Genomic DNA, 25,340 nt, shown 5'->3' with positions numbered 1-25,340 from the left:
TGATTTTTTACTGCAGGGGCTTTCTTTTGCACGGTTTTATAGTGTAATTTGTTGGTATTACATAATAATTCTCAGGTTAACCAAATGCACAATATCGGGATGTCCTCCAAGCTGAATAATGTTTGTTATGACATACGTGGCCCCGTTCTTAAACATGCCAAGCGCATGGAAGAAGAAGGCCATAAAATTTTAAAGCTAAATATCGGCAATCCCGCCCCGTTCGGCTTTGATGCACCCGATGAGATCCTGGTCGATGTGATCCGAAACCTGCCGACCTCACAAGGTTATTGTGACTCAAAAGGCATTTATCCTGCTCGTAAAGCCATTGTGCAGCATTATCAAAAACGCGGGCTGCTTGATATCGATGTAGAAGATGTTTACGTCGGTAACGGCGTTTCAGAGCTGATTGTAATGACAATGCAAGCGCTGTTAGATAACCACGATGAAATCCTTATCCCCTCCCCCGACTATCCGCTATGGACCGCTGCGGTATCGCTGTCAGGCGGTAATCCGGTTCATTACATTTGTGATGAGTCGTCGGATTGGTATCCGGATCTGGACGATATTAAAAAGAAAATCACCCCCAATACCCGCGGGATAGTACTGATCAACCCGAACAACCCGACCGGTGCCGTGTATAGCCGTGATTTTCTGCTTGAAGTGGTCGAAATTGCCCGCAAGCATAATTTGATCATTTTTGCCGATGAAATCTACGACAAAATCTTATACGAAGGGGCACAACATACCTCTATTGCCCCGCTGGCAGAAGATGTGTTCTGTGTCACCTTTAACGGGCTGTCAAAGTCATATCGCGTCTGCGGCTTCCGCGCAGGCTGGATGGTGCTGTCCGGCCCTAAGCATCTCGCGAAAGAGTATATTGAAGGGCTGGATATGCTCGCATCCATGCGCTTGTGCGCCAATGTTCCAATGCAGCATGCAATTCAGACCGCGCTTGGGGGCTATCAAAGTATTAACGAGCTGATCCTGCCCGGTGGCCGTCTGCTTGAACAGCGAAACAAAGCCTATGAAATGATCACTCAGATACCGGGAGTTTCATGCGTCAAACCCAAGGGAGCCTTATACCTTTTCCCTAAGCTTGATCCTAAGAAATTCAATATTGTGAACGATGAGCGCATGGCGCTGGATTTTCTGCAGCAGGAAAAAGTACTGATCGTGCACGGGACCGGTTTTAACTGGAAAAAGCCGGACCATTTCCGCATTGTCACCCTGCCGCGGGTTGATGATCTTGAGATTGCCATCGGCCGCCTGGAGCGCTTCTTACACAGCTATCGCCAGTAATTACCGTCAAGCTTCCAACTCAAGCCTCAGTTTTTACTGGGGCTTTTGTTTACCTCATCGATAATTCTGTTACCTTTATGACTGAACCAAGTCATTCTTTCCCCCTAGCAGCGAAGAAGTATCGATATGGAAAAAAGTCATTTTTTTGCTCACCTTGCTCGCATGAACCTTATTCAGCGCTGGCCTTTGATGCGGTGTGTCGCAACAGAGAATATTTCTGAGCATAGCCTGCAAGTTGCCTTTGTCGCCCACGCCCTGGCTTTGATTAAAAACCGTAAGTTCGGCGGTCATGTTAACCCTGAGCGTATTGCACTGCTCGGCATGTTTCACGATACCAGTGAGGTCTTAACCGGCGACATGCCGACCCCGATAAAATACTACAACCCGGCGATTGCTGAAGAGTACAAAAAGATAGAACTTGCCGCAGAGCAGAAGCTGGTTTCGATGCTGCCAGAAGAGTTCCGTGAAGATTATGCCCCGCTATTAGACAGCCAGGCTATCGATCAGGGTGACTATGCTATCGTCAAACAGGCTGATTCCCTGTGTGCTTACCTGAAATGCCTCGAAGAGCTCAATGCGGGTAACCATGAGTTTACCCAGGCAAAAAAACGGTTAGAAAAAACATTAGCCGACCGCTCTAGCCCTGAGATGGAATACTTTCTAGCGACTTTTGTCGATAGTTTCAATCTAACCCTGGATGACATCAGTTAATGACTAAATTTGCCCTGAAGCCCGAGTGGGAACAGCGAAAAAGTAACGAGCAGAAAATGCGTCGCAATGATCACCGTTCGGTCTATCAGCGGGATCGGGCTCGTATTCTTCACTCCGCGGCCTTTCGGCGTCTGCAGGCAAAAACACAGGTGCACGGGGCCGGCCACCATGACTTTTACCGTACCCGGCTGACCCATTCACTGGAAGCGTCACAAATCGGCACCGGCATTGTTGCTCAGCTCAAAATTAAACAGCCGCAGTTTCGGGATTTGCTGCCGACGAGCAGCTTAATGGAAAGCCTGTGTCTGGCCCATGACATCGGCCATCCGCCCTTTGGTCATGGCGGCGAAGTCGCCCTGAATTACATGATGCGCCATCACGGCGGGTTTGAAGGTAATGCCCAGACATTTCGTATTGTGAGCTTACTGGAACCTTATACCGAGCACTTTGGCATGAACCTCGCTCGCCGCAGTCTGCTCGGTTTACTCAAGTATCCGGCCTTTATCAGCCAGACCCGCGCTATTGAACAGCCAGCCGAAGTCAGTAACTTCCGCCATCTCAAGGCCAAAGACTGGCATCCGGCAAAAGGGGTTTATAACGATGATAGCGGTGTATTCAACTGGGTCTTAGCCCCGCTATCCGAGCATGATAGAACTCTGTTCGGCCAGATGCGCAGTGAGCGGACCGACCCCGGTGAACACCAGAAAACGCACTTTAAATCGCTCGATTGTTCGATCATGGAGCTGGCAGATGACATCGCCTATGGTGTCCACGATCTGGAAGATGCCATTGTGATGGGCATTGTCAGTCGTGAACAGTGGCACGATGCCGTTGCGAGCAAGCTCGCTGATTGCGGTGAACCCTGGCTTGAGGAGCGAACCACAGAAATCAGTGAACAGCTGTTTGGCACCCATTACCAACGAAAAGATGCAATCGGTGCAATGGTGAACGCCCTGCTGACATCGATTCAGATCGGTCCGACCATTCAAGACGGTCTCCATAGTTTTGAAGAGCCTTTGCTGAAATGGAATGCTTATTTGACTGAACCGATGGAGCGCGTGCTCGCAGTATTGAAACACTTTGTCAGCGAATACGTGGTGAAGAAGCCTGAAATCCAGCTGCTGGAATACAAAGGCCAGCAATTAGTCATGGAGCTGTTTGATGCCTTTGCCTCCGACCCGGAACGACTGCTGCCAGCCAGTACCCGCGAGCGCTGGCTGCACGTTGTCAGCCAGGGAGATAACGAGTACCGGATCATTGCAGACTACATTTCCGGGATGACCGACGGCTTTTCCCAACGGCTATACAGCACCCTTTTCCTGCCGACCACCGCGGTGTCGCTCGGAAGCGAGGGGCATGGGCTTTGAGGTTGAGTCACGAGGTTCTAGATAACCAGAGATGAGAAGCTCGAGCTCTTGCCCCTACTTTTCACCGTAGTGCTTCTCGTAGATCCCCGCCGGCATCTGCCGGATCTGAAAATCAATCATCTGATTAAATACACCGAGCAGTGGCGCAAACGTCTCGGACTGGCCCTCCAGTGCAGTCAATGCCAGGTAACCGGCTTCAACCGTTGATACGCCTTGTTCTTTCGGGGATTTACGTATCCGGTAGTTGCCGGATTCGACATTATCCAGGTTTACGGTTGGCAAATGGTGCAAGTTCGTTGAAAGCTGCCACATTTTATAGGCTTTCTTCCAGGTACCGTCCAGCAGGATCAGCGTCCGGATGGCCCCTTTTGCCGGACGCGTCGATGCCAGTCGGGAAATCGGCACCGAGTCCTCGCCGGGATAAACCAGCCAGACTTCTCGGCCAGATTCAGCAAGCAACGCATTTAACTCATCATGCTGAGAAAAGTCCTCACCGACCCATAGCCGGGCTGTGGGTAATGACAGGGTGAGTATCCGCGCAGTACCAATCGCCCGATTAAGTTCAGAAGGGTGTTGTAAAATCCACAGTTCAGTTTTAGCATCAATAACTTGGATCCAGCGACAAATGCAGGCTTTTTTCGCCTTTCCGCACTGTTCACAATATCGGCTCATGAGGTTGCCTTGTCTATTCGTACTTATTTAGTTATCGCCATCAGTCTCAGTTTTCTTGCACAATGGCCCGTCATCCAATCCTGGATCGCCTGGGATCGCGAGACTATTGCTCACGGCGAAATATGGCGGATCCTAACAGGAAATCTCACCCATACCAATTGGCCTCACATGGTAATGAACAGCCTGGCACTGATCGTTATCACTTTTATTTTCCGCGCCCATTTCTGTGCAAAACATTATACCGTCCTTATTCTGTTAATTTCTCTTGTCATTGGGATCGGTCTCTTTGCGACGGATATTCAATGGTATGCGGGTCTGTCAGGCGTCCTTCATGGCTTATTTGCATGGGGAGCAGTAAGAGATCTTCGTACTCAAACCAAAGGAGGATGGCTGCTATTAGCTGGCCTGACTTTCAAAATAGGCTGGGAGCAATACTATGGCGGGGCGGCTAGCTCAGCGGCATTAATCGGGGCGCGAGTGGCAATTGAAGCTCATTTGATTGGGGCGGTTACCGGTCTGATTGCTGGCTATACTCAGCGTCAGAAGTAATACCTGTCGGGGGCAACTGAAGAAGTACCTCAAACTACGCTCCTCCATGCTCATACCGATTAGTATTGCCTACTACAGCTTGATACGCTGACGGTTTTTTTCAACGGTTGAAACACCAATCCCTTTGACCTTTTGCAAATCTTCCGCTGTTTTGAAATTGCCATTGGTCTCACGGTACGCAATGATCTTTTCGGCTTTGTCCGGTCCGATACCTATCAGTAACTTATCCAGCTCTTCAGCATTAGCCTGATTGATGTTAATGGTGATTTCAATGCCTTCATGAGCATCGCCTGCAGCCAACCCCACCGGGGCAAACACCACTGCGGCGCAAAACACGACGGCTTTCATTACCTGGTTCATCTTCTTCCTCTTATTACACTTTATGATGTCCATGCAGCATAGCGATTAAAGAATAACGGGAAAGTATAAAATACTATTAATGTCCAGAAAAAAGACGGGCCGCACAAAGGCGGCCCGTTAACAGAAATATAAATTTCAATTAGTTGGCAGGCGTTTCCAATAATGGGTAACTAACCTCTGCAGTAGCGCGAAGCACTTGCAGTGTTGCCTCTGTATCTTGCTGGGCGTTCATCTGCTCTACCTGAGTGGCAAACTGGCTATCGACAGCGACCGGTTCGACATCAGAGTTAATCACGCTATCCAGTGCAATGATCATCACGTTACCGGACATATCACGCGTCATGCCATAGACAGGTTGGCCTTCCGCTGGTTTAGGTAAACCAAATGCAACCTGAGACACCATGCGATCTGGACCTGAGCGGCTAATGGTTTGCTCTTCAGCGAAACGTAAACCCTCAGTTGCAAGAACCGCGTCGTCGCCCGCGCGAAGTGCCGCGATGATTTCATCCGCTTTCGCTTGCGCATTGAGCTCACCTTTCTGGCTGGCCAGCTGAGCTTTCACGGCAGCAGAAACCTCTGCAAACGGCAGTACCGCTTCGTCGCGTGAATCTTCAACGCGTACCACCACAACATGCTCAGGACCAATTTCGATCACATCTGAATTCAGGCCATCTTCACGCACTTCAGCACTGAATATCGCCTGCAATACAGCCGGGTTAGCCAGCACACCTTGTGCATCATTCTGAGAGAAGAATTCAGTATGCTGAACGTCTACATTTACCGCGGCTGCAGCGTCATCCAGAGAGTCCGGCATTTCAAAGGCAGTCTCGGCAAGCTGAGTCTGCATATCATAGAAATATTCAGCAGCACGCTGTTCGCGAAGTGACACAAGGATCTCATCACGAACATCGGCAAATGGCTTCACATCTGATGCTTTTACTGCGTTCAATTTGATGATGTGGTAACCAAACGATGATTTCACGACTTCAGAAATATCGCCGTCGTTTTCCAATGCAAATGCTGCATCTTCGAACGCAGGATCCATCACTCCACGTTCAAACCAATCCAGCTTACCGCCGTCTTTAGCACTGAACGTATCATCAGAAGAGGATTGCGCCAGCTGAGTGAAATCAGCACCGGCTTTCAGCTGAGCCATGACATCATCAGCCTTCGCTTTCGCTTCGCTGCTATCCCCCTGAACCAGAATGTGACTTACCTGGCGTTGTTCCGCTGTACTGTACTTTTCTTTATGATCAGCGTAGTCAGCTTTAGCATCATCATCTGATACTTCAATGCTGTCTTTCAGACCCTCACCAGAAAGCTCAATGTATGCCACCTTTACTTGCTCTGGACGGGTGAACATCTGCGGGTTCTGCTCATAAAATGCGGTGACTTCTTGTTCAGAAATGTCTGCATTTTTGGTGAACTCAGCAAGATCCAATGTCAGGCTACGAATAACACGCTGCTGCGCTTCTAGCTTACGCAGAGCCGTCAGTTCGCTGCTTAGTGCAAAGTCGCTGCCCTGAATCGCCGTAAGGAACTGCTGGCGAAGCATATCACTACGAATGTATTCAGCGAATTGCTCCGGTGAAAAACCCGAGCGGCGCAGTAGCGTTGTGTACATGTCGTTATCAAACTGACCATTACGCTGGAATTCAGGCATGGAAACAATCGCGTTACGAATTTGCTCGTCGCTGATGCGTAAACCTAATTCATTCGCGCGCTGCTCAATTAAAACGTCATTGACCATGCGATCAAGCACGCTTTGACGGAATTGTTTAACGTATTCAGGATCGCCCAGAAGCGTCGCAAAATAGTCACCTAACTGTGACTGCATACGATTTCGCTCGTTCTGATAAGCCTGTTCAAATTGGCTTTGGCTGATTTCCTGACCATCAATCTTTGCTGCAGCTTGTTGGCTGCCACCGGCAAGGTAGCTACCAACGCCAGCAAAGACAAAAGAGAAAATAATCAGGCTAAGAATAATCTTAACCCAAATGCTGTTAACGCCTTCGCGCAGTCGCTCCATCATGATTTGCCGTATCTCCTACTGTTCGAGCTGGCATGGCTGTATGAAGATGCCTCCGGCGGGCAGTAACAGCCACCGAAACGTCACCTTGATACAAAATAATACAAGTAAAAGAAAAAAAGCGCATCAACTTGATGCGCCCTCATCAGTTCTGCTTAGTTATAAAAACAACCAGCATTGATATTTGAACTGTACGAATTACAGCACAAACACAGGGCTAACCCCTATTGTTTAGTTTACAGAGTCTTTAAGCGCTTTGCCTGGTTTAAAACCAGGTACTTTTGCAGCAGCAATTTGGATCTCTTCACCGGTTTGCGGATTACGGCCCGTACGTGCCGCACGCTCACGTACTGAGAAAGTACCAAAACCAACAAGCGCAACCTGATCACCGGTTTTCAACGTGTCAGAAACAGCGTCAATAAATGCATCCAAAGCACGACCAGCAGACGCTTTAGAGATATCAGCACTTTCAGCAATTTTATCCACTAACTGAGTTTTATTCACAATTTCATCCCCTCAATGAAGATTGTCCGTAAGAGACATTATCGACGAAAAATGCCTGCAAGAACGAAGTCTTGCCACGAACAATTAAATTTGAATCAGGCCCTAATAATACCAGAACGCAACACCAATAATGCGTGTAAGCCTTGATATTATTGAGCTTACAGAAAATTAGACCTAACTTATAGCGACACAAAAAAACGCTGACAAGGCTTTTTGTACCTGAAAGCGTTTTTTCTTTACTTAACTTTGCTGCATGTCACTGTTTTGCGCGTTTACCAGCTCAATGCCGGTGGGATTGTTCTGCAATGCTATTGTCAGCACTTCATCAATCCAACGTACCGGACAGACTTCCAAATCAGCGATTACGTTATCTGGGATCTCCTCCAAATCACGTTCGTTTTCTTTTGGAATGAGTACCGTTTTAATGCCGCCGCGGTGTGCCGCGAGTAGTTTTTCTTTCAAGCCACCAATCGGCAGTACTTCACCACGCAGGGTGATTTCACCGGTCATCGCAACATCAGCACGTACCGGATTACCGGTCAGGCTCGAAACCAGAGCGGTACACATCGCAATACCCGCACTTGGGCCGTCTTTAGGCGTAGCGCCTTCCGGAACGTGAACGTGGATGTCACGCTTCTCGTAGAAGTCAGGATTAACCCCTAACCGCTCGGCACGAGTACGGACAACAGTCATCGCCGCCTGGATCGACTCCTGCATCACGTCACCCAATGAACCGGTATAAGTCAGCTTACCTTTACCCGGCATCGATTCCGTTTCAATGGTCAGTAAATCGCCACCGACTTCTGTCCATGCCAGGCCGGTGACCTGACCGATCCGATTACTTTCATCGGCTTTGCCATAGTCGCAACGCTGGACACCGAGATAATCCTTCAGATTATCCTGGTTAATAGACACCTTCTTGACATCTTTGTTCAGCAGAATTTCTTTAACCGCTTTACGGCATAGTTTTGAAATTTCACGCTCAAGATTACGCACACCCGCTTCACGCGTATAGTAACGGATAATCCCAATCAACGCAGAGTCTTCGACTTCGATTTCACCCTCTTTCAAGCCATTACGCTGGATTTGCTTATTCAGCAGGTGACGCTTGGCAATGTTGAGTTTTTCATCTTCGGTATATCCCGACAGACGGATCACTTCCATACGGTCAAGCAGCGGCCCAGGGATGTTCATTGAGTTCGAGGTCGCCACGAACATCACGTCAGACAGGTCGTAATCCACTTCCAGATAGTGATCGTTAAAGGCATTGTTTTGCTCTGGATCAAGCACTTCAAGCAGTGCAGATGCAGGATCACCCCGCATATCAGAAGACATCTTATCGATCTCATCTAACAGGAACAGTGGGTTTTTCACTTCCACCTTGGCCATCTTCTGGATCAGCTTGCCCGGCATAGAGCCGATATAAGTACGACGGTGGCCTCGAATTTCAGCTTCATCACGCACGCCGCCCAATGCCATTCGTACGTATTTACGCCCTGTCGCGGCGGCAATTGACTGCCCCAGCGAGGTCTTACCTACACCCGGAGGACCGACAAGACAAAGGATTGGGCCTTTTAGCTTATTGATCCGGGTCTGTACCGCCAGATACTCAAGAATACGCTCTTTTACGCGCTCCAGACCATAATGGTCGGCATTAAGAACTTCCTCGGCTTTTGCCAGGTTTCTCTTTACTTTTGAACGCTTATGCCAAGGAACACTGAGCATCCAGTCGATATAGCCACGTACAACGGTCGCTTCGGCCGACATCGGTGACATCATCTTAAGCTTCTGCAACTCTTGCTCTGTCTTTGTACGGGCTTCTGCAGGCATCTTCGACTCTTCGATTTTCGCCTTGAGCGATTCGAATTCGTCTGGTGCGTCATCAAGCTCACCCAGTTCTTTCTGGATCGCTTTCATCTGTTCGTTTAAGTAGTACTCGCGCTGGCTTTTTTCCATCTGCTTTTTAACGCGACCACGAATGCGCTTTTCGACCTGAAGCAGATCGATTTCAGATTCCATCATTGCCATTAAGAACTCTAAACGTTCTGTAATATCAATAATTTCGAGTACTTTTTGCTTGTCTGCCAGTTTCAGAGGCATATGCGCGGCAATCGTATCAGCCAGGCGTGCCGCTTCGTCGATGCCGTTTAGCGACGTTAAGACTTCTGGCGGAATTTTTTTATTGAGCTTGATGAAGCCTTCAAACTGGTTAATAGCAGTGCGAACCAAAACTTCCTGCTCGCGCTCATCCATTTCCGGTGTGATCTGAAACACAGCTTCAGCACAGAAGAAGTCATCATCGGTTAAGTTTTCAACTTTTGCTCGCTGTTGACCTTCAACCAGTACTTTCACCGTGCCATCAGGCAGCTTCAGCAACTGAAGGATCGTCGCAACCGTGCCGACATCATACAATTCGTCAATCGAAGGTTCATCAGTGGCCGCTTCTTTCTGGGCGACCAGCAGAACTTGTTTATTATTATCCATTGCCGATTCAAGGCAACGAATTGATTTTTCCCGGCCCACAAACAATGGAATCACCATATGAGGGTATACCACCACATCACGCAGTGGCAGAACCGGGATTTCAAGGCGTTCAGAACGCTCCAGGTTCATATTATTCTCTCTTCCTTTTAGACTCTTTATTGAGTATATGGGGGTAAAGCATCAAGATTCAACGGGAGATGCAACAGAAAATAAAAAAGGAGGCAAAAGCCTCCTTTTTTTTAGACATCTGAGTAGTTATTAAACAATTACTCTGCGCCAGCTGCTTGATTTCCGGTATTTTCGTAGATCAGCAATGGATCTGACTCACCGTTAATCACTGACTCGTCAATTACAACTTTACTGACGCCTTCCGCTGATGGCAATTCGTACATCGTATCGAGCAGAACCGCCTCAACAATTGAACGCAAACCACGGGCTCCCGCTTTGCGCTCCATCGCTTTACGAGCAATGGCAACCAGTGCATCATCGCGGAATTCAAGCTCAACGTTTTCAAGTTCAAGCAATGCCGCATATTGCTTAGTCAATGCATTCTTAGGTTCACGCAGGATTTGAACCAACGCCGCTTCATCAAGCTCGTTCAGCGTTGCCGTAACGGGCAGACGACCGATGAACTCAGGGATCAAGCCGTATTTAACCAGATCCTGTGGCTCAACTTGCGCAAACAGATCGCTCAGAGTGCTCTTTTCGTCTTTCGAACGAACGTCAGCACCAAAACCAATACCAGTACCGGTTGATATGCGCTGTTCAACCACTTTATCCAGGCCGGCAAATGCACCGCCACAGATAAATAGGATCTTAGACGTATCAACTTGCAGGAATTCCTGCTGCGGATGCTTACGGCCACCTTGAGGTGGTACCGAAGCAACAGTACCTTCAATCAATTTCAGTAGTGCTTGCTGAACACCCTCACCCGATACGTCACGCGTAATCGACGGGTTATCAGACTTACGTGAAATCTTATCAATTTCATCGATGTAAACAATTCCGCGCTCAGCTTTCGCTACGTCGTAATCACACTTCTGCAGCAGCTTCTGGATGATATTTTCAACATCTTCACCAACATAACCCGCTTCAGTCAGCGTGGTTGCATCAGCCATCGTAAATGGTACATCCAGCATACGTGCCAGTGTTTCAGCCAGCAGCGTCTTACCGCTACCGGTCGGACCGATCAGCAGAATATTACTTTTACCCAGCTCAACACCCTCACTCGTGGTGTCGCCATTACGAAGACGTTTGTAATGGTTATAAACCGCTACCGCCAACACCTTCTTAGCATGCGGCTGACCAATAACGTAATCATCCAGGTTTGAACGAATTTCTTGCGGAGTCGGAAGCTCATTGCCGTCGCGCTTAGGCATCACTTCTTTAATTTCTTCGCGAATAATGTCGTTACAAAGATCAACACATTCATCGCAAATATACACAGAAGGGCCAGCAATCAGCTTACGAACTTCATGTTGGCTTTTGCCGCAGAAAGAGCAATACAGCAGTTTTCCACTACCATTCTCTTTTCGCTTATCTGTCATTCGCTAACCTCTTTTCGGGTTTAAACCCATCATTGCCTTGTTTTGAGTGTATAACAACTCTTGCTATTTTGCTCCGCCACACGACTAAAGTCGCGCAACCGAGAAAATAATCAGAATTAGTCACGTTGCGTCAAAACAGCATCTACCAAACCATACTCAACAGCCTGCTCAGCAGACATAAAGTTATCACGGTCAGTATCTCTCTCGACAACTTCAAGAGGTTGACCTGTGTGATTAGCAAGTAAGGTGTTAAGTTTATGTTTGATAGTCAGAATTTCTTGCGCATGGATCTGAATATCCGATGCCTGTCCCTGGAAACCACCTAACGGCTGGTGGATCATAACACGAGCGCTCGGCAGGCAGTAACGCTTACCCGCAGCGCCGCCCGCTAGCAGAAATGCGCCCATAGAACACGCTTGGCCCATACATACTGTACTGACGTTTGGTTTAATAAACTGCATGGTGTCATAAATAGACATACCAGCCGTTACCGAACCTCCCGGTGAGTTGATGTAAAGGAAAATATCTTTATCTGGATTTTCCGATTCTAGGAATAGAAGCTGTGCAACTACTAGGTTGGCCATATGATCTTCAACCGGACCGGTCAGGAAAATCACACGCTCTTTCAGTAGTCGGGAATAAATGTCGTAGGAACGCTCACCACGAGAAGTCTGCTCGACCACCATAGGAACCAGCGCATCCATAATCGGAGACATGGCGTTTTTTTCTTGGTAGCTCATAACGTTATTTCCCTAAAATAAATGGCCCGAATGAAAATACTCACACGGACCATTGTTAGCAGAAAATTTGAAACAAAGTCAAATCTCTACAGTAATTTCAGCAAATTAAGCCGCTGGCTGGTTCATAAGATCGTTGAAGCCAACTTCTTTTTCAGTCACCTGAGCTTTTGCTAATAGTGCGTCAATCGCTTGCTCTTCAAGAGCAACATTGCGCATGTTGTTCATTAGCTGCTCGTTTTGCTCATAGTAAGCAACAACTTCAGTTGGATCTTCGTAAGCAGAAGCCATTTCTGCGATTAGCGCTTTAACACGCTCGTCGTCAGCTTTTAGTCCTTCAGCTTTGATCACTTCACCGATTAGCAGGCCAACAACAACGCGACGTTGAGCTTGCTCTTCAAATAGCTCACGTGGTAGTTCAGGGGTGTTCTTCGCATCGCCACCAAAACGCTGTGCAGCTTGTTGACGAAGTACATTGATTTCCTGATCAATCAACGCTGATGGCACAGAGATATTGTTCTGCTCAACCAGACCGTTAAGAACCTGCTCTTTGATGCGCCCTTTAACGGCTTGCTTCAGTTCACGTTCCATGTTCTTGCGAACTTCCGCTTTAAGACCGTCAACAGAACCATCGACAACACCGAATTTAGCTACAAATTCTTCCGTTAGCTCTGGTAGTTCTTTCGCTTCAACTTTATGCAGTTTGATTGCGAAAGATGCTGCTTTACCTTTTAGGTTTTCAGCGTGGTAATCTTCAGGGAAAGTCACTTCCAAAGTGAACTCATCTCCCGCTTTCTTACCCACGATGCCATCTTCAAAACCAGGGATCATGCGGTTTTCGCCCATTGCTAGTGCGAAACCTTCAGCTTTACCGCCTTCGAATTCTTCACCATCAATAGACCCTGTGAAATCGATAGTCACACGGCTGTCTGCAACAGCTGGTGTTTCAACTTCAGACCACGTTGCTTGCTGCTTACGTAGCGTATCAAGCATGTTCGCAACATCTTCGTCTTTTACTTCAACGGCTGGTTTTTCAACAGTAATCTTCTCAAGACCCGCTAACTCGATCTCAGGATATACTTCGAAAGACGCTTTAAAGACAAGATCTTTACCTTCAGCAATCTCAACTGGCGTAAAAGTCGGCGCGCCTGCTGGATTAATTTTCTCTTTAACAATTGCTTCGATAAAGTGACGCTGCATCACTTCACCTAGAATGTCCTGGCGAACAGAAGCGCCAAACATACGAGCAACCATTTTAATAGGGGCTTTACCCGGACGGAAACCATCGAAACGACGATTTTTAGCAATTTTTTTCAGCTCTGCAGTTACTGCATCTTCAATGTTAGCGGCAGGAACTGTGATAGTTAGATGGCGCTCTAGGCCTTCAGTGGTTTCAACGGTAACTTGCATTTTATTTAACCTCAAATCTTACTCAGCTTTTCTGAGTGATGTTGCCGATCAGTCATTTACTGACGGTGGCATCCTTTCGTGTTACGGCAAAAAAACCATAACGCCTTTAATTCTGATAATTCCTAGCACTTCTGGAAAAAACCACAGGGCTAGAAACCAAACGCGCATTATAGCGACCTGTTCACCTGTCGTCGAGACAGAAGGCTTAAACAGCGATCAAAATACAACTGTTCCACAACATAGGGGCAAAAAAACCATTTTCAAGGGTAAAAAGTGAAAATAAACGACTCAATCATGATTTTTTTAATCAATAGCCCGAAAAACCATCGAATCGCGCCATGACCAATCACTGAGTTATGTTGAAGCTATTGACTCATTGAACAATTATCAAGCAATACGTTTAGCGCTTTTCTCATTACGTTGTGGTAACTGACATTGCTACATACCCAGTAATCTGAACAGGTACTAAAGCGATTTACGTAAATGAATAAAGGGATCAGACAAAAGCCAAGAAGTATGAAGCGACGGACTCATCGGAATGGGGAACTTAGTGAATCAAGGAGTGCAAAAGGAAGATGGTACGCCCTGCAGGATTCGAACCTGCGACCACATCCTTAGAAGGGACGTGCTCTATCCAGCTGAGCTAAGGGCGCATAATTTAACGTAACACTGTGTTACGGGGCAAAATTATACGTCGCTCAATCTTAACGTCAACGCTTTTTAGTCTATTTCCTTCATCTAAAACACCAACCGCTCAAACTTCCAACAAACCAACTTTAATTTAAGCAGTTAGCGCTGCTGTTTTATTCGCTCCCCGCTTTATAACAGCCAAAACAGATCGTGAGCACCCAGCGCGCAATCGTTTGCGCGGTGGATCTGAATCACATTATCTGCGACAATGTATTGCACTAACCAGCGCTATATAGCCATATTCGAAGTACGCTCTTAGCCTTATCGATAGTTGGTTTACGCTCAAGCAATTAATGACATATTAAGACGCCCTAGTTTGCAAATAAGCCGGGAATTACCCAAAAGGATAATCATGACCGCTCAAATTATTGATGGAAAACTTATTTCCCAGACGGTTCGACAAGAAGTTGCTGCGCGAGTAAAGGCGCGAATTACAGCTGGATTACGAGCTCCAGGTTTAGCCGTGATACTGGTAGGGCAAGATCCGGCCTCACAGATTTATGTCGGCAGTAAACGTAAAGCGTGTGAAGAAGTTGGTTTTGTTTCACAATCGTTCGATCTTCCGGCAACAACCAAAGAAACTGAGCTTCTGGCATTAATCGATGAACTGAATGCAGATAACAATATTGACGGCATCTTGGTTCAGTTGCCACTACCGGCTGGTATTGATACCACAAAAATACTTGAGCAGATTGACCCGGAAAAAGACGTTGACGGATTTCATCCATACAATGTTGGCCGTTTATGTCAGCGCATCCCTAAATTACGCTCATGCACTCCCAAAGGCATCATGACGTTATTAGAGCGCTATAATATCCCGGTTCGTGGTCAGCATGCTGTTATTGTTGGCGCCTCTAATATTGTCGGTCGTCCAATGACATTAGAGCTTTTGTTAGGCGGCGCGACAACGACTACCTGTCATCGCTTTACTCAGGATCTTGAGCACCACGTTCGCCAGGCCGATATTCTGATCATTGCGGTCGGTAAACCTAACTTTATTCCTGGTGATTGGATCAAGGAAGGTGCGGCGATTATTGATGTTGGCATCAACCGATTAGACAACGGTAAGCTTGTCGGAGATGTTGAGTATGATGTTGCTCGCGAGAAGGCGAAATACATCACCCCAGTTCCCGGCGGTGTTGGCCCGATGACGGTCGCGACTCTGATTGAAAACACCCTACTGGCTTGCGAGCAGTATCATTCGGACTGATTAGAAACGAGATTAAAGAAGGGAAGCTTAAGCTTCCCTTTTAATCTTCACCTTACAGCGTTTTACCTAATTCTTTCAGGTACGCTTTAAAATCATCACCCAAGCTGCTATGGCGTAGGCCGTATTCTACGAAGGCCTGCATATAACCCAACTTACTGCCACAGTCATGGCTTTTACCCGACATGTGGAACGCATTCACTTGCTGAGATTCCATCAGCATATCAATCGCATCCGTCAGCTGAATTTCATCACCGGCACCAACCGGTGTTCTCGCCAGTAGATCCCAAATCTCAGCGGGTAATATATACCGCCCCACAATAGCAAGATTTGACGGCGCCTCTTCAACCGCAGGTTTTTCGACCACTTTAGTCATCGCCGTCGTTTCACCCGGCTTGAGTTCAGTACCATTGATGTCTGCCACACCGTAATTGGCAACCTCTGCCATCGGGACAGGCTCCACGAGTACCTGACTGATCTTGGTGGTGTTAAAGGCATGAATCATCGCCGCCATATTTTCTTTGCTCAGATCACAGGCCAAATCATCAAGAATGACATCCGGCAGCACAACCGCAAAAGGCACATCACCCACTAATGGACGGGCAGCGAGGACAGCATGACCTAGACCTTTAGCCTGACCTTGTCGCACATGCATAATCGTCACATCTTTCGGGCAGATACTCTTCACTTCATCAAGCAGTTGACGTTTAACACGCTTCTCTAATGTCGCTTCCAATTCAAACGAAGTATCAAAATGGTTCTCGATAGAGTTTTTTGATGAATGCGTGACCAGTACTATCTCTTTAATACCAGCCGCGACGCACTCGTTAACCACATACTGAATCAATGGCTTATCGACTATGGGTAACATTTCCTTTGGAATTGCTTTGGTTGCCGGAAGCATACGGGTTCCAAGGCCTGCGACAGGAATAACGGCTTTACGAACCGGAGAGGTATTCGACATTCTATTTTCCATTAGTATTTAACGAGACGAAGCAACTATAACAAATAACTATACCCAAGCCACTTCAATATGCGTGATTCAGAGCTTCCTCTGGGAATTCAATTCAAGCAAAATGTGTGCAGGAAGGGTCGTTTCCTTTCAAGAACATTTTTCGCTGAAGTGCGTTTCCAGAGGAGCTCCCAAAGGGCGAGTTTCAGTGGCTTTTATACTGCGTTAGCCATACTCCAAATAGACGCCTATTCGCTCATATGGCTGCCTTGCCTAAAAGTCACTGAATTCTCGCTGAACTCTGCATCTTGAAGTGGTTTGGGTATATTACCCCACCACGTCACAGAGAATAACCTGCGAGGGAACCGAATAAACGGCGGCTATTTTTTCACGATATCTTTATTTTCGACGCTCACTTTAACAGGCTTACCCAGCAAGTTGATCAGCATAAATGAACGTTTTTCCCCATCCGCTTCCTGGTAAATAGCTTCGATCCCTTTGAACTGTCCTTGCTCCAGCTTTAGGGTTTCTCCCGGTTTCGGGAAACTGGAAAGTTGCTTCTGATGTTCTTCGCTATCCTCGTTCATCATCAAGCCATAAACAATTTCTTGTTGCACACGTTGCGGTTTTGCCCCCTGGCGAATAAAGTCCGCGACACCTCGAGTCGAGCGCACTGTGGTAAAGCTCAGGGTTTCCGGATCAAAATAGACAAAAATATAACTCGGGAACAGAGGTTCCGGTGCTTCCACCCGTTTGCTTCGGACAATTTTTTGCACTGTCACTTGCGGGTAGTAACATTCAACCCCTTGACGATCAAGATTAAGCACCGCACGCTCTTGTTCACTACGTTTACAATAAAGAAGGTACCAACCTTTCATAACATTCCCGACCAACAGGCAATAAATCAACTGGATTAAATTATAAGTACTCGTAAATAAAGAACAACTTATAAAACTAATTGCCTTTCAAATTGCGATCCCTACTTCTCCGAAGCCCTTCCCATTATGTTACATTTGTAAAAACCATTAAAAATTAAAAATATCGAGATTTAAACCCAAACAGAAAGAAATAGATAAGATATACGACCAACAATACCAGTATGTAAGGTGTATTTAACCAAAACCCACAATGAAAAGTTATTTTCCATTTTTGCCTGCAATATGCACACTTACTTATAATTCAACAACTTACAATGTTAGCGCTTTGTTCTGCTAATGTGAACGCTTGCAGAGTAATATTTTGTGCATTATAAAATGGGCAGCATTAGCAAACACACAAATAATATTACATAGAGAATAATCATGAGCAATCAAAGTAGTGGTACCTTATTGGGCCACCCGAAAGGTTTGTTCTTACTGTTTGGTACCGAACTGTGGGAACGCTTCTCCTATTACGCTATGCGTGCGATTCTGGTTCTTTATCTGACAGATAAGACAATCAATGGCGGCCTCGGCTGGTCAACTCAAGACGCACTGAGTCTTTACGGCATCTACACCGGCCTGGTTTATATTACCCCTTTAATTGGTGGATGGATTGCCGACAACGTCTTGGGCCAGCGCCGCTCAATTATGATCGGCGGTGTGCTGATGGCCTTGGGTCAATTTACACTTGCTCTGCCTAACAGTATTATTGACCCGCACGCAGCCACCGCTTTTTATGCGGGCCTTGGCCTGCTCATCGTCGGTAATGGTATGTTCAAGCCGAATATTTCAACCATGGTCGGCGATCTTTATAAAGATGGCGATAACCGACGTGACGGTGCCTTTACCATTTTCTATATGGGTATCAACCTTGGTGCTCTAATGGCGGGGATCATTGCTGGCTCAGCATCTACCGCATACGGCTGGAAAGCTGGCTTCCTGACTGCCGGTATCGGTATGCTGATCAGTCTGGTGATGCAGTTTATTTTTGCCGAGCGCTTATTGGGCGATATCGGTAAAGAGCCTGCCGCAAAGCGTGCTGCAGCAATGAATAAATCCGGTAAAAAAGAGCCACTGACCGCACAAGAGCGCGATCGTCTGAAAGTTATCATGATCATGGGTCTGTTCGTGGTCATCTTTTGGGCAGGCTTCGAGCAAGCCGGCGGCCTGATGAACATCTTCTCTCAGCACTACACTGATCGTATGATTGGCAGTTTTGAAGTACCTGCAGCCTGGTTCCAGTCACTTAACCCGTTCTTTGTCATTACGCTTGCCCCTGTGATTGCGGCATTGTGGGTAAAAATGGGGCCTAAAGAGCCAAACTCTCCGGCTAAATTTGCCATGGCTCTGTTCTTCCTTGCCATCGGCTTCCTGTGCATGATCGGTGCAGTAACTCAGCAAGGTGGTGATATTACGGTGAAAACCTCAATGTTCTGGCTGGTTGGTGCATACTTCTTCCACACCTTGGGCGAGCTGTGTCTGTCTCCTATCGGCCTGTCAATGGTCACTAAGCTGGCACCGCTTCGCTTGGCTTCACTGATGATGGGTGCATGGTTCGGTTTCAATGCGGTTGCTAACTATGTCGCCGGTATTATTGGTGCAAATGTTGGTGAAGCAGGTCCGATGGCTATTTTCAGCGGTATTGCCATCGCGGCAACCGTTGCTGGTGCTTTACTGCTACTGTGTTCAAACCAGTTAATTCACTGGATGCATGGTGCAGAAGGTCAGGTTATTGAAGATGACGTGATCGAAGGGAACGCAGTAGAAGCTTAATCTAACGAAGCTTCAACACAGAGTAGCCAGCACATTCGCTGCTGGCTATTTTTTATATCAACAGGCTCTTTTTGAGCAAATTCTTGCATCTTTTACGCCGACTCCAGTCTCTTTAACGTCACACTGAAACTAGCCGAACCAATTTCACTTAATGACAAACGTCCACCCGACTCTGATAACTGCAATTGAATAATGTCGTTGCTCTGAGCGCACTCTCCGAGCCACGATTGCGCCATGACAGAATGCATCCCTTCACTGGTTTGTAAAACAGCCCCCAGCCCGGCGGAAACAACGGTCAGGCTTCGGTCACACGCATCAAAAATACCAAACAATCCCTTAATCGGTGACGCATACCCTGAATGCTGCATCCCCTTTTCAATTAGGTTGATTAAATGCGCCAGGTCATTTTCTTCCGCCATCCGGGTACGCAGATAATCATTAAAAAAGGCGCGGAGCAGCAATGTGGTGGCAGTGCCTTTGTTCCCACCGGCGGCAGAATCAACCAGATAAAATGCCAGTCGACCATCCATCAACCAAGTATAATCCAGGAGAACAGGCGGCACATCGGCAGATTGCAAGACACAGTAATTCAGCTGCCAGTCTCCCTGCTTAGATTCTGTATCCGGCATTAAGCCGACCAGCAATTCCCGAGCAGCTTTAGGGTTAGACTGGAGTTCCTGAATATGCCATTCGAGCTCTTCATCGACAACGCTGCTGTCTTCACCTACACCAAACCATTGGCTGGAAAAGTCACGGCTTTCGGTACAACAGTCCTGAGACTTTAATACCGATAAAAGTGCAGACTGCAGCACCATTATATTATCCAGCGGCTTGATGAGAAAATCCTTTACCCCGTGACGCAATGCTGTTGCCACGTCAGCCATATCACCGGTCCCCGAAATCACGATGACAGGAACCATCGGATACTGAACCGATATCTCTTCGACAAATTCCATTCCCGATAGCACCGGCATTGCCAAATCACACAGTAAAACATCAGGGATCGCCACCCTCAAGGCTTGCAATCCTTTCAGGCCATCATCAGCTTCTCGCACCGCACACCCCTGGCTTTGCAAAAAACCACATATCATCCGACGAAAAACAGGATCGTCCTCTACAACAAGAATATCTTTACCTTCTAGCAACGATTGTGTTCTCCATGAGTTATGGTTTGCGACACCCTGACTTTTTTCGGGGGAGTTGATACTATTTTCTCTATAACTGCGCATGAAAACCTAATCGTTAATCAGCCTATCAAAAGCATAGGTGTAAAATCGTCATTCGTCAGGGCTGACAATCTATTCGGGGAGGAAATTAGGTGTTTAATGCTATCCACTTCAAATAAATACACTTTTTATCGCTTTAATAGATATGATAACGCATGCTTAAAAAAGGGTTATTATTGATTTATAGCAAGAGTTGTTATGTTAAAGACATACTTTGACTCATTGTATTATACAATTCCCCATTATGAGTTTTCAGCAATGACTTTTTATGAAACTTGACGATCTAAATTTGTTCCGAATGGTTGTTGAAAATGGCAGCTATACCGGGGCCTCCCGCAAAACCCAAGTGCCAGTAGCAACACTCACACGCCGAATTCAAGCTTTGGAAGAATGCCTGAATATTCGCCTGTTGAATCGTCATGCTCGTAAATTATCGCTTACGGAAGCCGGACAGAAATTTTACGATGATTGTGCACCTCTACTACAGCAATTAGTTGATAAAACGGTGCACATCAGTGAAGAATGCAAGGGAGCTGCCGGTAAGCTAAAAATTGCCGCCCCTTCTAACCTGACGAAAGTCCTGCTTCAACCGATGCTGAGTGCATTTATGCTGCAACATCCGGCCATCGATATCACACTGCATATGAGCAGCGAGCCGGAGCAACTCGATCCGACCGATTGGGATGTCATGTTCCGAGTCGGCCCTCAGCGCGATTCAACCCTCATTGCTCGCCGTATCAGCGCGGTTAAAGATATTCTTGTCGCCAGCCCTGATTACTTAAAGAGCCACCCAGAGCCAAGGCACGCTCAGGAGCTGCACAATCACACGTTATTAAAAGGCAACCCGCTACTTCGCTGGCGCTTAACTGACAGCAACGGAGAAACCGTTACGATCAATGAACGAGGTCGCTTTGAAGCCAATCAGTTAAATGTGGTGAGAAAAGCATGTATTGCCGGGTTGGGGATCACCCTGATGCCTGATGTTATGCTGGAAAAATACATCTCTTCGGGTGAGTTAGTCCGTATTCTTGAAAACTGGTCAGCGAACCCCCGAGAAGTCTTTTTACTGTACAACCACCGAGACTACCAGCCAGAAAAGTTACGGTTATTCATTGAGTTCGCCAGCCAATACTTTGAGCTGAATTAAGGCCTTCGAAATATACGTCAGGCTTTGAGCCAAACCAAACGCAGTTGATTAACCCGAATGCTATATACACCATTCCCAGCATTGCAGAAGCAATGTGTCGGGAGTGATGTTTTGCCCGTGATTCCCAGTAAGCTGATTCCTTTCCTTTATCTTCTTTCCTTTTTATTACTCTCATATCACTTTCCACGCTAGCCGAAGCAATTTCTTGCCAACGCCCCGAACCCCGACTACATGTTATTAGTATGTAAACGCATTTCACCCTTTTACAATTGTGAAATGTACCATCTGTTACGTGCAGCTACTTGGCATTTATAGACGAGGAAACGTTATGATTCTGGGACATTTATTTGGAATATACACTCACCCTAAACAAGAGTGGCGCAGCATTGATAAGGAACATGATGGAATAAACAGCAGTCTCAGCCACATCCTGTTAATTGCTCTGCTGCCACCTATTTTCGCATTTATTTCCAGTGTCTTTATTGGCTGGAAAATTGGCGCGGGGGATCCTATCTATCTCACTCAATCCAGTGCCCTCGGTATGTCAATTGCTATGTATTTTGCTCTGGTTGGAGGTGTCTTTGCCCTTGCTTATGTTTCCTACTGGATGAGCCAGACCTTTGGTTCAACCCCGACCTACACACAAGCCCTTGAACTGGCAGCTTATACCGCGACACCACTCTTTATGAGCAGTATTGCCGCCCTCTATCCGCACCTCTGGTTCCTGATGATTGCCGGATTAATCGGGGTAGCCTACTCCGTTTACCTGCTGTATACCGGCGTCCCTATCCTGATGCATATACCGGAAGAACGCGGATTTATCTATGCCAGCTCCATTGTCACCTCAGGCTTAGTGCTGCTGGTAGCGATTTTGGCGGGATCGGTTATTTTGTGGAATCTTGGATTAGGGCCAGTATTTATGAGTTAATCGAAAAACAGATCAAAAAGAGCGAGAATCACCTCGCTCTTTGTTATCTTGGCTCTTTCAAGCACCAGAACTTTTCCTTAGCGGACAGTCCTTTTACCCTTCGTTATGAATTTCAAGATTGACAAGATCCTGCTGGATTTCTCGTTTGGTCTTAGACTCTTCATTACGGAGCGAGTCGAGAAAATCCAGATATTGCTGGTTAATATCCCCCGTCACATAACTGCCATTAAACACTGAAGTCTCAAACAGCTGGATATTAGGATTACCTTCAGCCACCGCTGAAACCAGGTCTTCCAGATCCTGGAAAATCAAGCCATCAGCACCAATCATCTTGCAAATTTCATCGACTTCACGCCCATGGGCGATTAACTCATTCGCGCTTGGCATATCGATACCGTACACATTCGGGAAGCGAACCTCTGGTGCTGCAGAGGCCAGGTACACTTTACGCGCACCGGCTTCACGAGCCATCTCAATGATCTGCTCTGATGTGGTACCGCGGACAATCGAATCATCAATTAGCAGTACGTTCTTACCTTTAAATTCAGAGCGAATTGCGTTGAGCTTACGGCGAACAGACTTACGGCGCATTTGCTGCCCGGGCATAATAAAAGTACGGCCAACATAACGGTTTTTCACAAAACCCTGGCGGTATGGCTTATCAAGCGTTCGGGCTATTTCTAACGCACTGTCACAAGAGGTTTCCGGTATCGGGATAACAACATCAATATCCAAGTCATCCCATTCTCGTTTGATTTTTTCACCCAGCTTCTGTCCCATGCAAACGCGCGCCGCATACACAGAGATTTTATCAATGAACGAATCAGGACGAGCAAAATAAACAAACTCAAAAATACATGGGTTCAGTTGGGGATTATCAGCACACTGTTCAGTGAACAATTGTCCCTCAAACGTAATATAAATGGCTTCGCCGGGAGCCACATCACGCACAAAATCAAACCCGACAGCATCAAGTGCGACCGACTCTGACGCCACCATGTATTCGATCCGGCCTTCAATTTCACGCCTGCCCAGACATAGCGGACGAATACCGTGCGGATCACGAAAAGCAATCAGACCGTGGCCAATCACCATGGCAACCACAGCATAAGCTCCTTTAACCGCGCGATGTACTTCGCGAACCGCAGTAAAAATATCGGCAGGAGTCAGCGGGTGAGCTTGGGCAACTTCAAGCTGATTCGCTAATACATTCAACAGAACTTCAGAATCAGAGGTTGTATTAACATGGCGCCGGGCTTGCTTAAACAAAGACTCCCTGATCTCTGAGGCATTGGTTAAATTACCATTGTGTGCCAGAGAAATACCATAAGGAGAATTCACATAAAACGGTTGAGCTTCTGAAGCGCTTGAACTGCCTGCTGTTGGGTAACGAACATGGCCAATTCCAACATCTCCCTGAAGACGTTGCATGTGCTTAGCTTCAAACACATCACGAACAAGCCCATTCGCCTTACGCAGACGGAAACGATTGCTTTCCAGGGTAACAATACCGGCAGCATCCTGGCCGCGATGCTGTAGCACGGTCAGTGCGTCATAAATAGACTGGTTTACCGGGGTTGAGCCCACGATTCCGACGATACCACACATATCCTAAATCCTCGTCACGCAAAAATTACCAATGGATGGAGTAACAGCACGCTCTGTTACTCTCCATCGTTGCCATAAGGCCGACGCTAGAGCGCGCCGGGTAAAAAGCTGGAAGTATTTTTCAGGTATGAGAAGAACCATTCAATAACCACCCCGAACTGAGGGATCAACTGCGACTGTTTCCACCAGTCCGCACTCGAAAATCCAGTAAAGGCATCAATAAAGAACAATACCGCAGAGACGATTAACACGCCCCTCACACCACCAAAAACAACTCCGAGTACCCGATCTGTCCCAGACAAACCGGTTTTCTGAACTAATTGTCCGATAACATAGTTCACCACCGCGCCGACTATCAGCGTTGAGATGAACAAAACAGCGATGGCGCTACCATTACGTAACGTCGCATCTTGAATATTGCTAAAGTAAGCTGCCAGCTGAGGGTAAAACTGACTTGCAACAAAAAAGGCAGTAAACCAAATCACGAGTGACAGCGCTTCTTTAACAAATCCGCGGATTAAACTGACCAATGCAGAGAAGCCAATCACGCCTAAAATTACGTAATCTATCCAGATCATCATTTATAGTTTCGTCTTGTTGATGCGTATTCTAACAGAAAAAATGAGAACGCAAACGTTTACCTAAGGGTTTAGTGGGTTAAATCTGAGCAATTGACCTTTTAACCCCGTTAATTTTTCCAAGTCTTTAATCTGGCCTGTCAGTTTATCTTTCGCGACATTCGGGCCGACCACCACTCGTGCCAAATCACCCGGCATAGGTTGTTTCGGAAAAACATGAGCCTGAAAACCAGCCTTACGGATCTTCGCCACTAACTGATGTGCATTGTCAAAATTCCGGAAAACACCCAGTTGTATAACCCAGCCGCTCTTTTGATAACCGGCTTTCGGCGGCTCAACAGCTTGAGGGGCAACGGCTAACGGTACCTCTTCTTGGGCAATGTCTGAATCACCGGAAACCTCATACCCACTCTCATCGATAACAGCGGAAACCGGCTCTTGCGGCAGCTCGATATCGGCAAATTCAGGTTCAGGGATCGTCGTAAAGCCTTCCTGAGCATTCACTTCGGGCTGTAACGGAATGCTGGCAAACTGCTCCTGGTAATGTTGTTTCTTGCCATCAAACAAATCGGGCAGAAAAATCACCCCGATTGCGACCAGAATGATGGTCCCGACCAGACGGCTTTGGAATTTACTCGCCAC

General features: G+C 47.0%; 22 protein-coding genes and 1 tRNA gene. 8 read left to right on the top strand and 15 right to left on the bottom strand.

Annotation, left to right across the window (positions count from 1 at the left end; translation table 11 throughout):
• Positions 1-84 precede the first annotated feature (84 nt).
• The 3 genes from R3289_RS15420 to R3289_RS15410 all read left to right on the top strand — a co-directional run bounded on the left by R3289_RS15420 (position 85) and on the right by R3289_RS15410 (position 3,377).
• The gene (locus R3289_RS15420; RefSeq protein WP_318926580.1) at positions 85-1,299 is read left to right on the top strand and encodes a pyridoxal phosphate-dependent aminotransferase; all 1,215 of its coding nucleotides are present in this window, start codon (positions 85-87) and stop codon (positions 1,297-1,299) included.
• A 126-nt stretch (positions 1,300-1,425) separates the two neighbouring features.
• On the top strand, positions 1,426-2,010 hold the full coding sequence (gene yfbR, locus R3289_RS15415; RefSeq protein ID WP_318926579.1) for a 5'-deoxynucleotidase: 585 nt from the start codon (positions 1,426-1,428) through the stop codon (positions 2,008-2,010).
• Complete coding sequence (locus R3289_RS15410; protein ID WP_318926578.1) at positions 2,010-3,377, top strand: anti-phage deoxyguanosine triphosphatase; 1,368 nt, start codon at positions 2,010-2,012, stop codon at positions 3,375-3,377. Before yfbR ends, R3289_RS15410 begins: the two co-directional genes overlap by 1 nt.
• A gap of 54 nt (positions 3,378-3,431) precedes the next feature.
• Here R3289_RS15410 and R3289_RS15405 read toward each other — a convergent pair whose 3' ends face one another.
• The gene (locus tag R3289_RS15405; RefSeq protein ID WP_318926577.1) at positions 3,432-4,049 is read right to left on the bottom strand and encodes a tRNA-uridine aminocarboxypropyltransferase; all 618 of its coding nucleotides are present in this window, start codon (positions 4,047-4,049) and stop codon (positions 3,432-3,434) included.
• Positions 4,050-4,058: 9 nt separating this feature from the next.
• On the opposite strand from R3289_RS15405, the gene rrtA reads away from it, so the two are divergent.
• The gene (gene rrtA, locus R3289_RS15400) at positions 4,059-4,598 is read left to right on the top strand and encodes a rhombosortase (protein ID WP_318926576.1); all 540 of its coding nucleotides are present in this window, start codon (positions 4,059-4,061) and stop codon (positions 4,596-4,598) included.
• A 72-nt stretch (positions 4,599-4,670) separates the two neighbouring features.
• Here the strand turns inward: rrtA and R3289_RS15395 are convergent, their stop codons facing one another.
• The 8 genes from R3289_RS15395 to R3289_RS15360 form a co-directional block, all read right to left on the bottom strand.
• A complete protein-coding gene (locus R3289_RS15395; RefSeq protein WP_318926575.1) occupies positions 4,671-4,958 on the bottom strand; it encodes a ComEA family DNA-binding protein in 288 nt (95 codons plus the stop codon).
• A gap of 139 nt (positions 4,959-5,097) precedes the next feature.
• Positions 5,098-6,990, bottom strand: a complete 1,893-nt coding sequence (gene ppiD / locus R3289_RS15390) for a peptidylprolyl isomerase (RefSeq protein WP_318926574.1) — start codon at positions 6,988-6,990, stop codon at positions 5,098-5,100.
• A 228-nt stretch (positions 6,991-7,218) separates the two neighbouring features.
• Positions 7,219-7,491, bottom strand: a complete 273-nt coding sequence (gene hupB / locus R3289_RS15385) for a nucleoid-associated protein HU-beta (protein ID WP_107284345.1) — start codon at positions 7,489-7,491, stop codon at positions 7,219-7,221.
• A gap of 240 nt (positions 7,492-7,731) precedes the next feature.
• Positions 7,732-10,104: an endopeptidase La gene (lon, locus tag R3289_RS15380; protein WP_318926573.1), complete on the bottom strand. Its 2,373-nt coding sequence runs from the start codon at positions 10,102-10,104 to the stop codon at positions 7,732-7,734.
• Positions 10,105-10,241: 137 nt separating this feature from the next.
• Complete coding sequence (gene clpX, locus R3289_RS15375; protein ID WP_107284343.1) at positions 10,242-11,522, bottom strand: ATP-dependent protease ATP-binding subunit ClpX; 1,281 nt, start codon at positions 11,520-11,522, stop codon at positions 10,242-10,244.
• Between the two features lie 116 nt (positions 11,523-11,638).
• Entirely contained in the window at positions 11,639-12,262 is a 624-nt protein-coding gene (clpP, locus tag R3289_RS15370; protein WP_318926572.1) for an ATP-dependent Clp endopeptidase proteolytic subunit ClpP, read from the bottom strand.
• A gap of 105 nt (positions 12,263-12,367) precedes the next feature.
• Complete coding sequence (gene tig, locus R3289_RS15365; protein ID WP_318926571.1) at positions 12,368-13,669, bottom strand: trigger factor; 1,302 nt, start codon at positions 13,667-13,669, stop codon at positions 12,368-12,370.
• A 576-nt stretch (positions 13,670-14,245) separates the two neighbouring features.
• Positions 14,246-14,322: transfer RNA gene (locus R3289_RS15360), tRNA-Arg, on the bottom strand.
• Positions 14,323-14,711: 389 nt separating this feature from the next.
• Between R3289_RS15360 and folD the strand changes: the two genes are divergently transcribed.
• Complete coding sequence (folD, locus tag R3289_RS15355; protein WP_318926570.1) at positions 14,712-15,569, top strand: bifunctional methylenetetrahydrofolate dehydrogenase/methenyltetrahydrofolate cyclohydrolase FolD; 858 nt, start codon at positions 14,712-14,714, stop codon at positions 15,567-15,569.
• A gap of 52 nt (positions 15,570-15,621) precedes the next feature.
• Here the strand turns inward: folD and galU are convergent, their stop codons facing one another.
• Both galU and rfaH read right to left on the bottom strand, forming a co-directional pair.
• Positions 15,622-16,530 (bottom strand): UTP--glucose-1-phosphate uridylyltransferase GalU, encoded by a 909-nt coding sequence (gene galU / locus R3289_RS15350; protein WP_318926569.1) that lies wholly within the window; start codon positions 16,528-16,530, stop codon positions 15,622-15,624.
• A 368-nt stretch (positions 16,531-16,898) separates the two neighbouring features.
• Entirely contained in the window at positions 16,899-17,396 is a 498-nt protein-coding gene (gene rfaH / locus R3289_RS15345; RefSeq protein ID WP_318926568.1) for a transcription/translation regulatory transformer protein RfaH, read from the bottom strand.
• Between the two features lie 423 nt (positions 17,397-17,819).
• On the opposite strand from rfaH, the gene R3289_RS15340 reads away from it, so the two are divergent.
• Positions 17,820-19,211 carry a peptide MFS transporter gene (locus tag R3289_RS15340; RefSeq protein ID WP_318926567.1) on the top strand — a complete coding sequence of 464 codons (1,392 nt, stop codon included), beginning with the start codon at positions 17,820-17,822 and terminating at the stop codon, positions 19,209-19,211.
• Between the two features lie 92 nt (positions 19,212-19,303).
• On the opposite strand, the gene R3289_RS15335 is transcribed toward R3289_RS15340, so the two are convergent.
• Positions 19,304-20,356, bottom strand: coding sequence for a response regulator (locus R3289_RS15335; protein ID WP_318926642.1), 1,053 nt, complete (start codon positions 20,354-20,356; stop codon positions 19,304-19,306).
• Positions 20,357-20,705: 349 nt separating this feature from the next.
• On the opposite strand from R3289_RS15335, the gene R3289_RS15330 reads away from it, so the two are divergent.
• Complete coding sequence (locus R3289_RS15330; RefSeq protein WP_318926566.1) at positions 20,706-21,584, top strand: LysR family transcriptional regulator; 879 nt, start codon at positions 20,706-20,708, stop codon at positions 21,582-21,584.
• Between the two features lie 328 nt (positions 21,585-21,912).
• Positions 21,913-22,512: a Yip1 family protein gene (locus R3289_RS15325; protein ID WP_318926565.1), complete on the top strand. Its 600-nt coding sequence runs from the start codon at positions 21,913-21,915 to the stop codon at positions 22,510-22,512.
• Between the two features lie 93 nt (positions 22,513-22,605).
• Here the strand turns inward: R3289_RS15325 and purF are convergent, their stop codons facing one another.
• The 3 genes from purF to R3289_RS15310 form a co-directional block, all read right to left on the bottom strand.
• Positions 22,606-24,120 carry an amidophosphoribosyltransferase gene (gene purF, locus R3289_RS15320; RefSeq protein ID WP_318926564.1) on the bottom strand — a complete coding sequence of 505 codons (1,515 nt, stop codon included), beginning with the start codon at positions 24,118-24,120 and terminating at the stop codon, positions 22,606-22,608.
• An 86-nt stretch (positions 24,121-24,206) separates the two neighbouring features.
• Complete coding sequence (locus R3289_RS15315) at positions 24,207-24,698, bottom strand: CvpA family protein (protein WP_318926641.1); 492 nt, start codon at positions 24,696-24,698, stop codon at positions 24,207-24,209.
• A gap of 63 nt (positions 24,699-24,761) precedes the next feature.
• A complete protein-coding gene (locus R3289_RS15310; protein ID WP_318926563.1) occupies positions 24,762-25,340 on the bottom strand; it encodes an SPOR domain-containing protein in 579 nt (192 codons plus the stop codon).

It is taken from the genome of Photobacterium sp. (assembly GCF_033720175.1).
In the GTDB taxonomy this organism is placed as follows: Bacteria; Pseudomonadota; Gammaproteobacteria; order Enterobacterales; family Vibrionaceae; genus Photobacterium.
This window is presented reverse-complemented; position numbering and strand designations above follow the sequence as displayed.

Bases quoted from the DNA above. Each gene is read 5' to 3' on its own strand.
- clpP (WP_318926572.1), bottom strand. From the start codon at position 12,262: ATGAGCTACCAAGAAAAAAACGCCATGTCTCCGATTATGGATGCGCTG.
- tig (WP_318926571.1), bottom strand. From the start codon at position 13,669: ATGCAAGTTACCGTTGAAACCACTGAAGGCCTAGAGCGCCATCTAACT.
- R3289_RS15395 (WP_318926575.1), bottom strand. From the start codon at position 4,958: ATGAACCAGGTAATGAAAGCCGTCGTGTTTTGCGCCGCAGTGGTGTTT.
- purF (WP_318926564.1), bottom strand. From the start codon at position 24,120: ATGTGTGGTATCGTCGGAATCGTGGGCTCAACCCCGGTAAACCAGTCT.
- R3289_RS15315 (WP_318926641.1), bottom strand. From the start codon at position 24,698: ATGATCTGGATAGATTACGTAATTTTAGGCGTGATTGGCTTCTCTGCA.
- folD (WP_318926570.1), top strand. From the start codon at position 14,712: ATGACCGCTCAAATTATTGATGGAAAACTTATTTCCCAGACGGTTCGA.
- R3289_RS15325 (WP_318926565.1), top strand. From the start codon at position 21,913: ATGATTCTGGGACATTTATTTGGAATATACACTCACCCTAAACAAGAG.
- R3289_RS15340 (WP_318926567.1), top strand. From the start codon at position 17,820: ATGAGCAATCAAAGTAGTGGTACCTTATTGGGCCACCCGAAAGGTTTG.
- R3289_RS15405 (WP_318926577.1), bottom strand. From the start codon at position 4,049: ATGAGCCGATATTGTGAACAGTGCGGAAAGGCGAAAAAAGCCTGCATT.
- ppiD (WP_318926574.1), bottom strand. From the start codon at position 6,990: ATGATGGAGCGACTGCGCGAAGGCGTTAACAGCATTTGGGTTAAGATT.
- R3289_RS15330 (WP_318926566.1), top strand. From the start codon at position 20,706: ATGAAACTTGACGATCTAAATTTGTTCCGAATGGTTGTTGAAAATGGC.
- lon (WP_318926573.1), bottom strand. From the start codon at position 10,104: ATGAACCTGGAGCGTTCTGAACGCCTTGAAATCCCGGTTCTGCCACTG.
- R3289_RS15410 (WP_318926578.1), top strand. From the start codon at position 2,010: ATGACTAAATTTGCCCTGAAGCCCGAGTGGGAACAGCGAAAAAGTAAC.
- rfaH (WP_318926568.1), bottom strand. From the start codon at position 17,396: ATGAAAGGTTGGTACCTTCTTTATTGTAAACGTAGTGAACAAGAGCGT.
- clpX (WP_107284343.1), bottom strand. From the start codon at position 11,522: ATGACAGATAAGCGAAAAGAGAATGGTAGTGGAAAACTGCTGTATTGC.
- yfbR (WP_318926579.1), top strand. From the start codon at position 1,426: ATGGAAAAAAGTCATTTTTTTGCTCACCTTGCTCGCATGAACCTTATT.
- R3289_RS15420 (WP_318926580.1), top strand. From the start codon at position 85: ATGCACAATATCGGGATGTCCTCCAAGCTGAATAATGTTTGTTATGAC.
- galU (WP_318926569.1), bottom strand. From the start codon at position 16,530: ATGTCGAATACCTCTCCGGTTCGTAAAGCCGTTATTCCTGTCGCAGGC.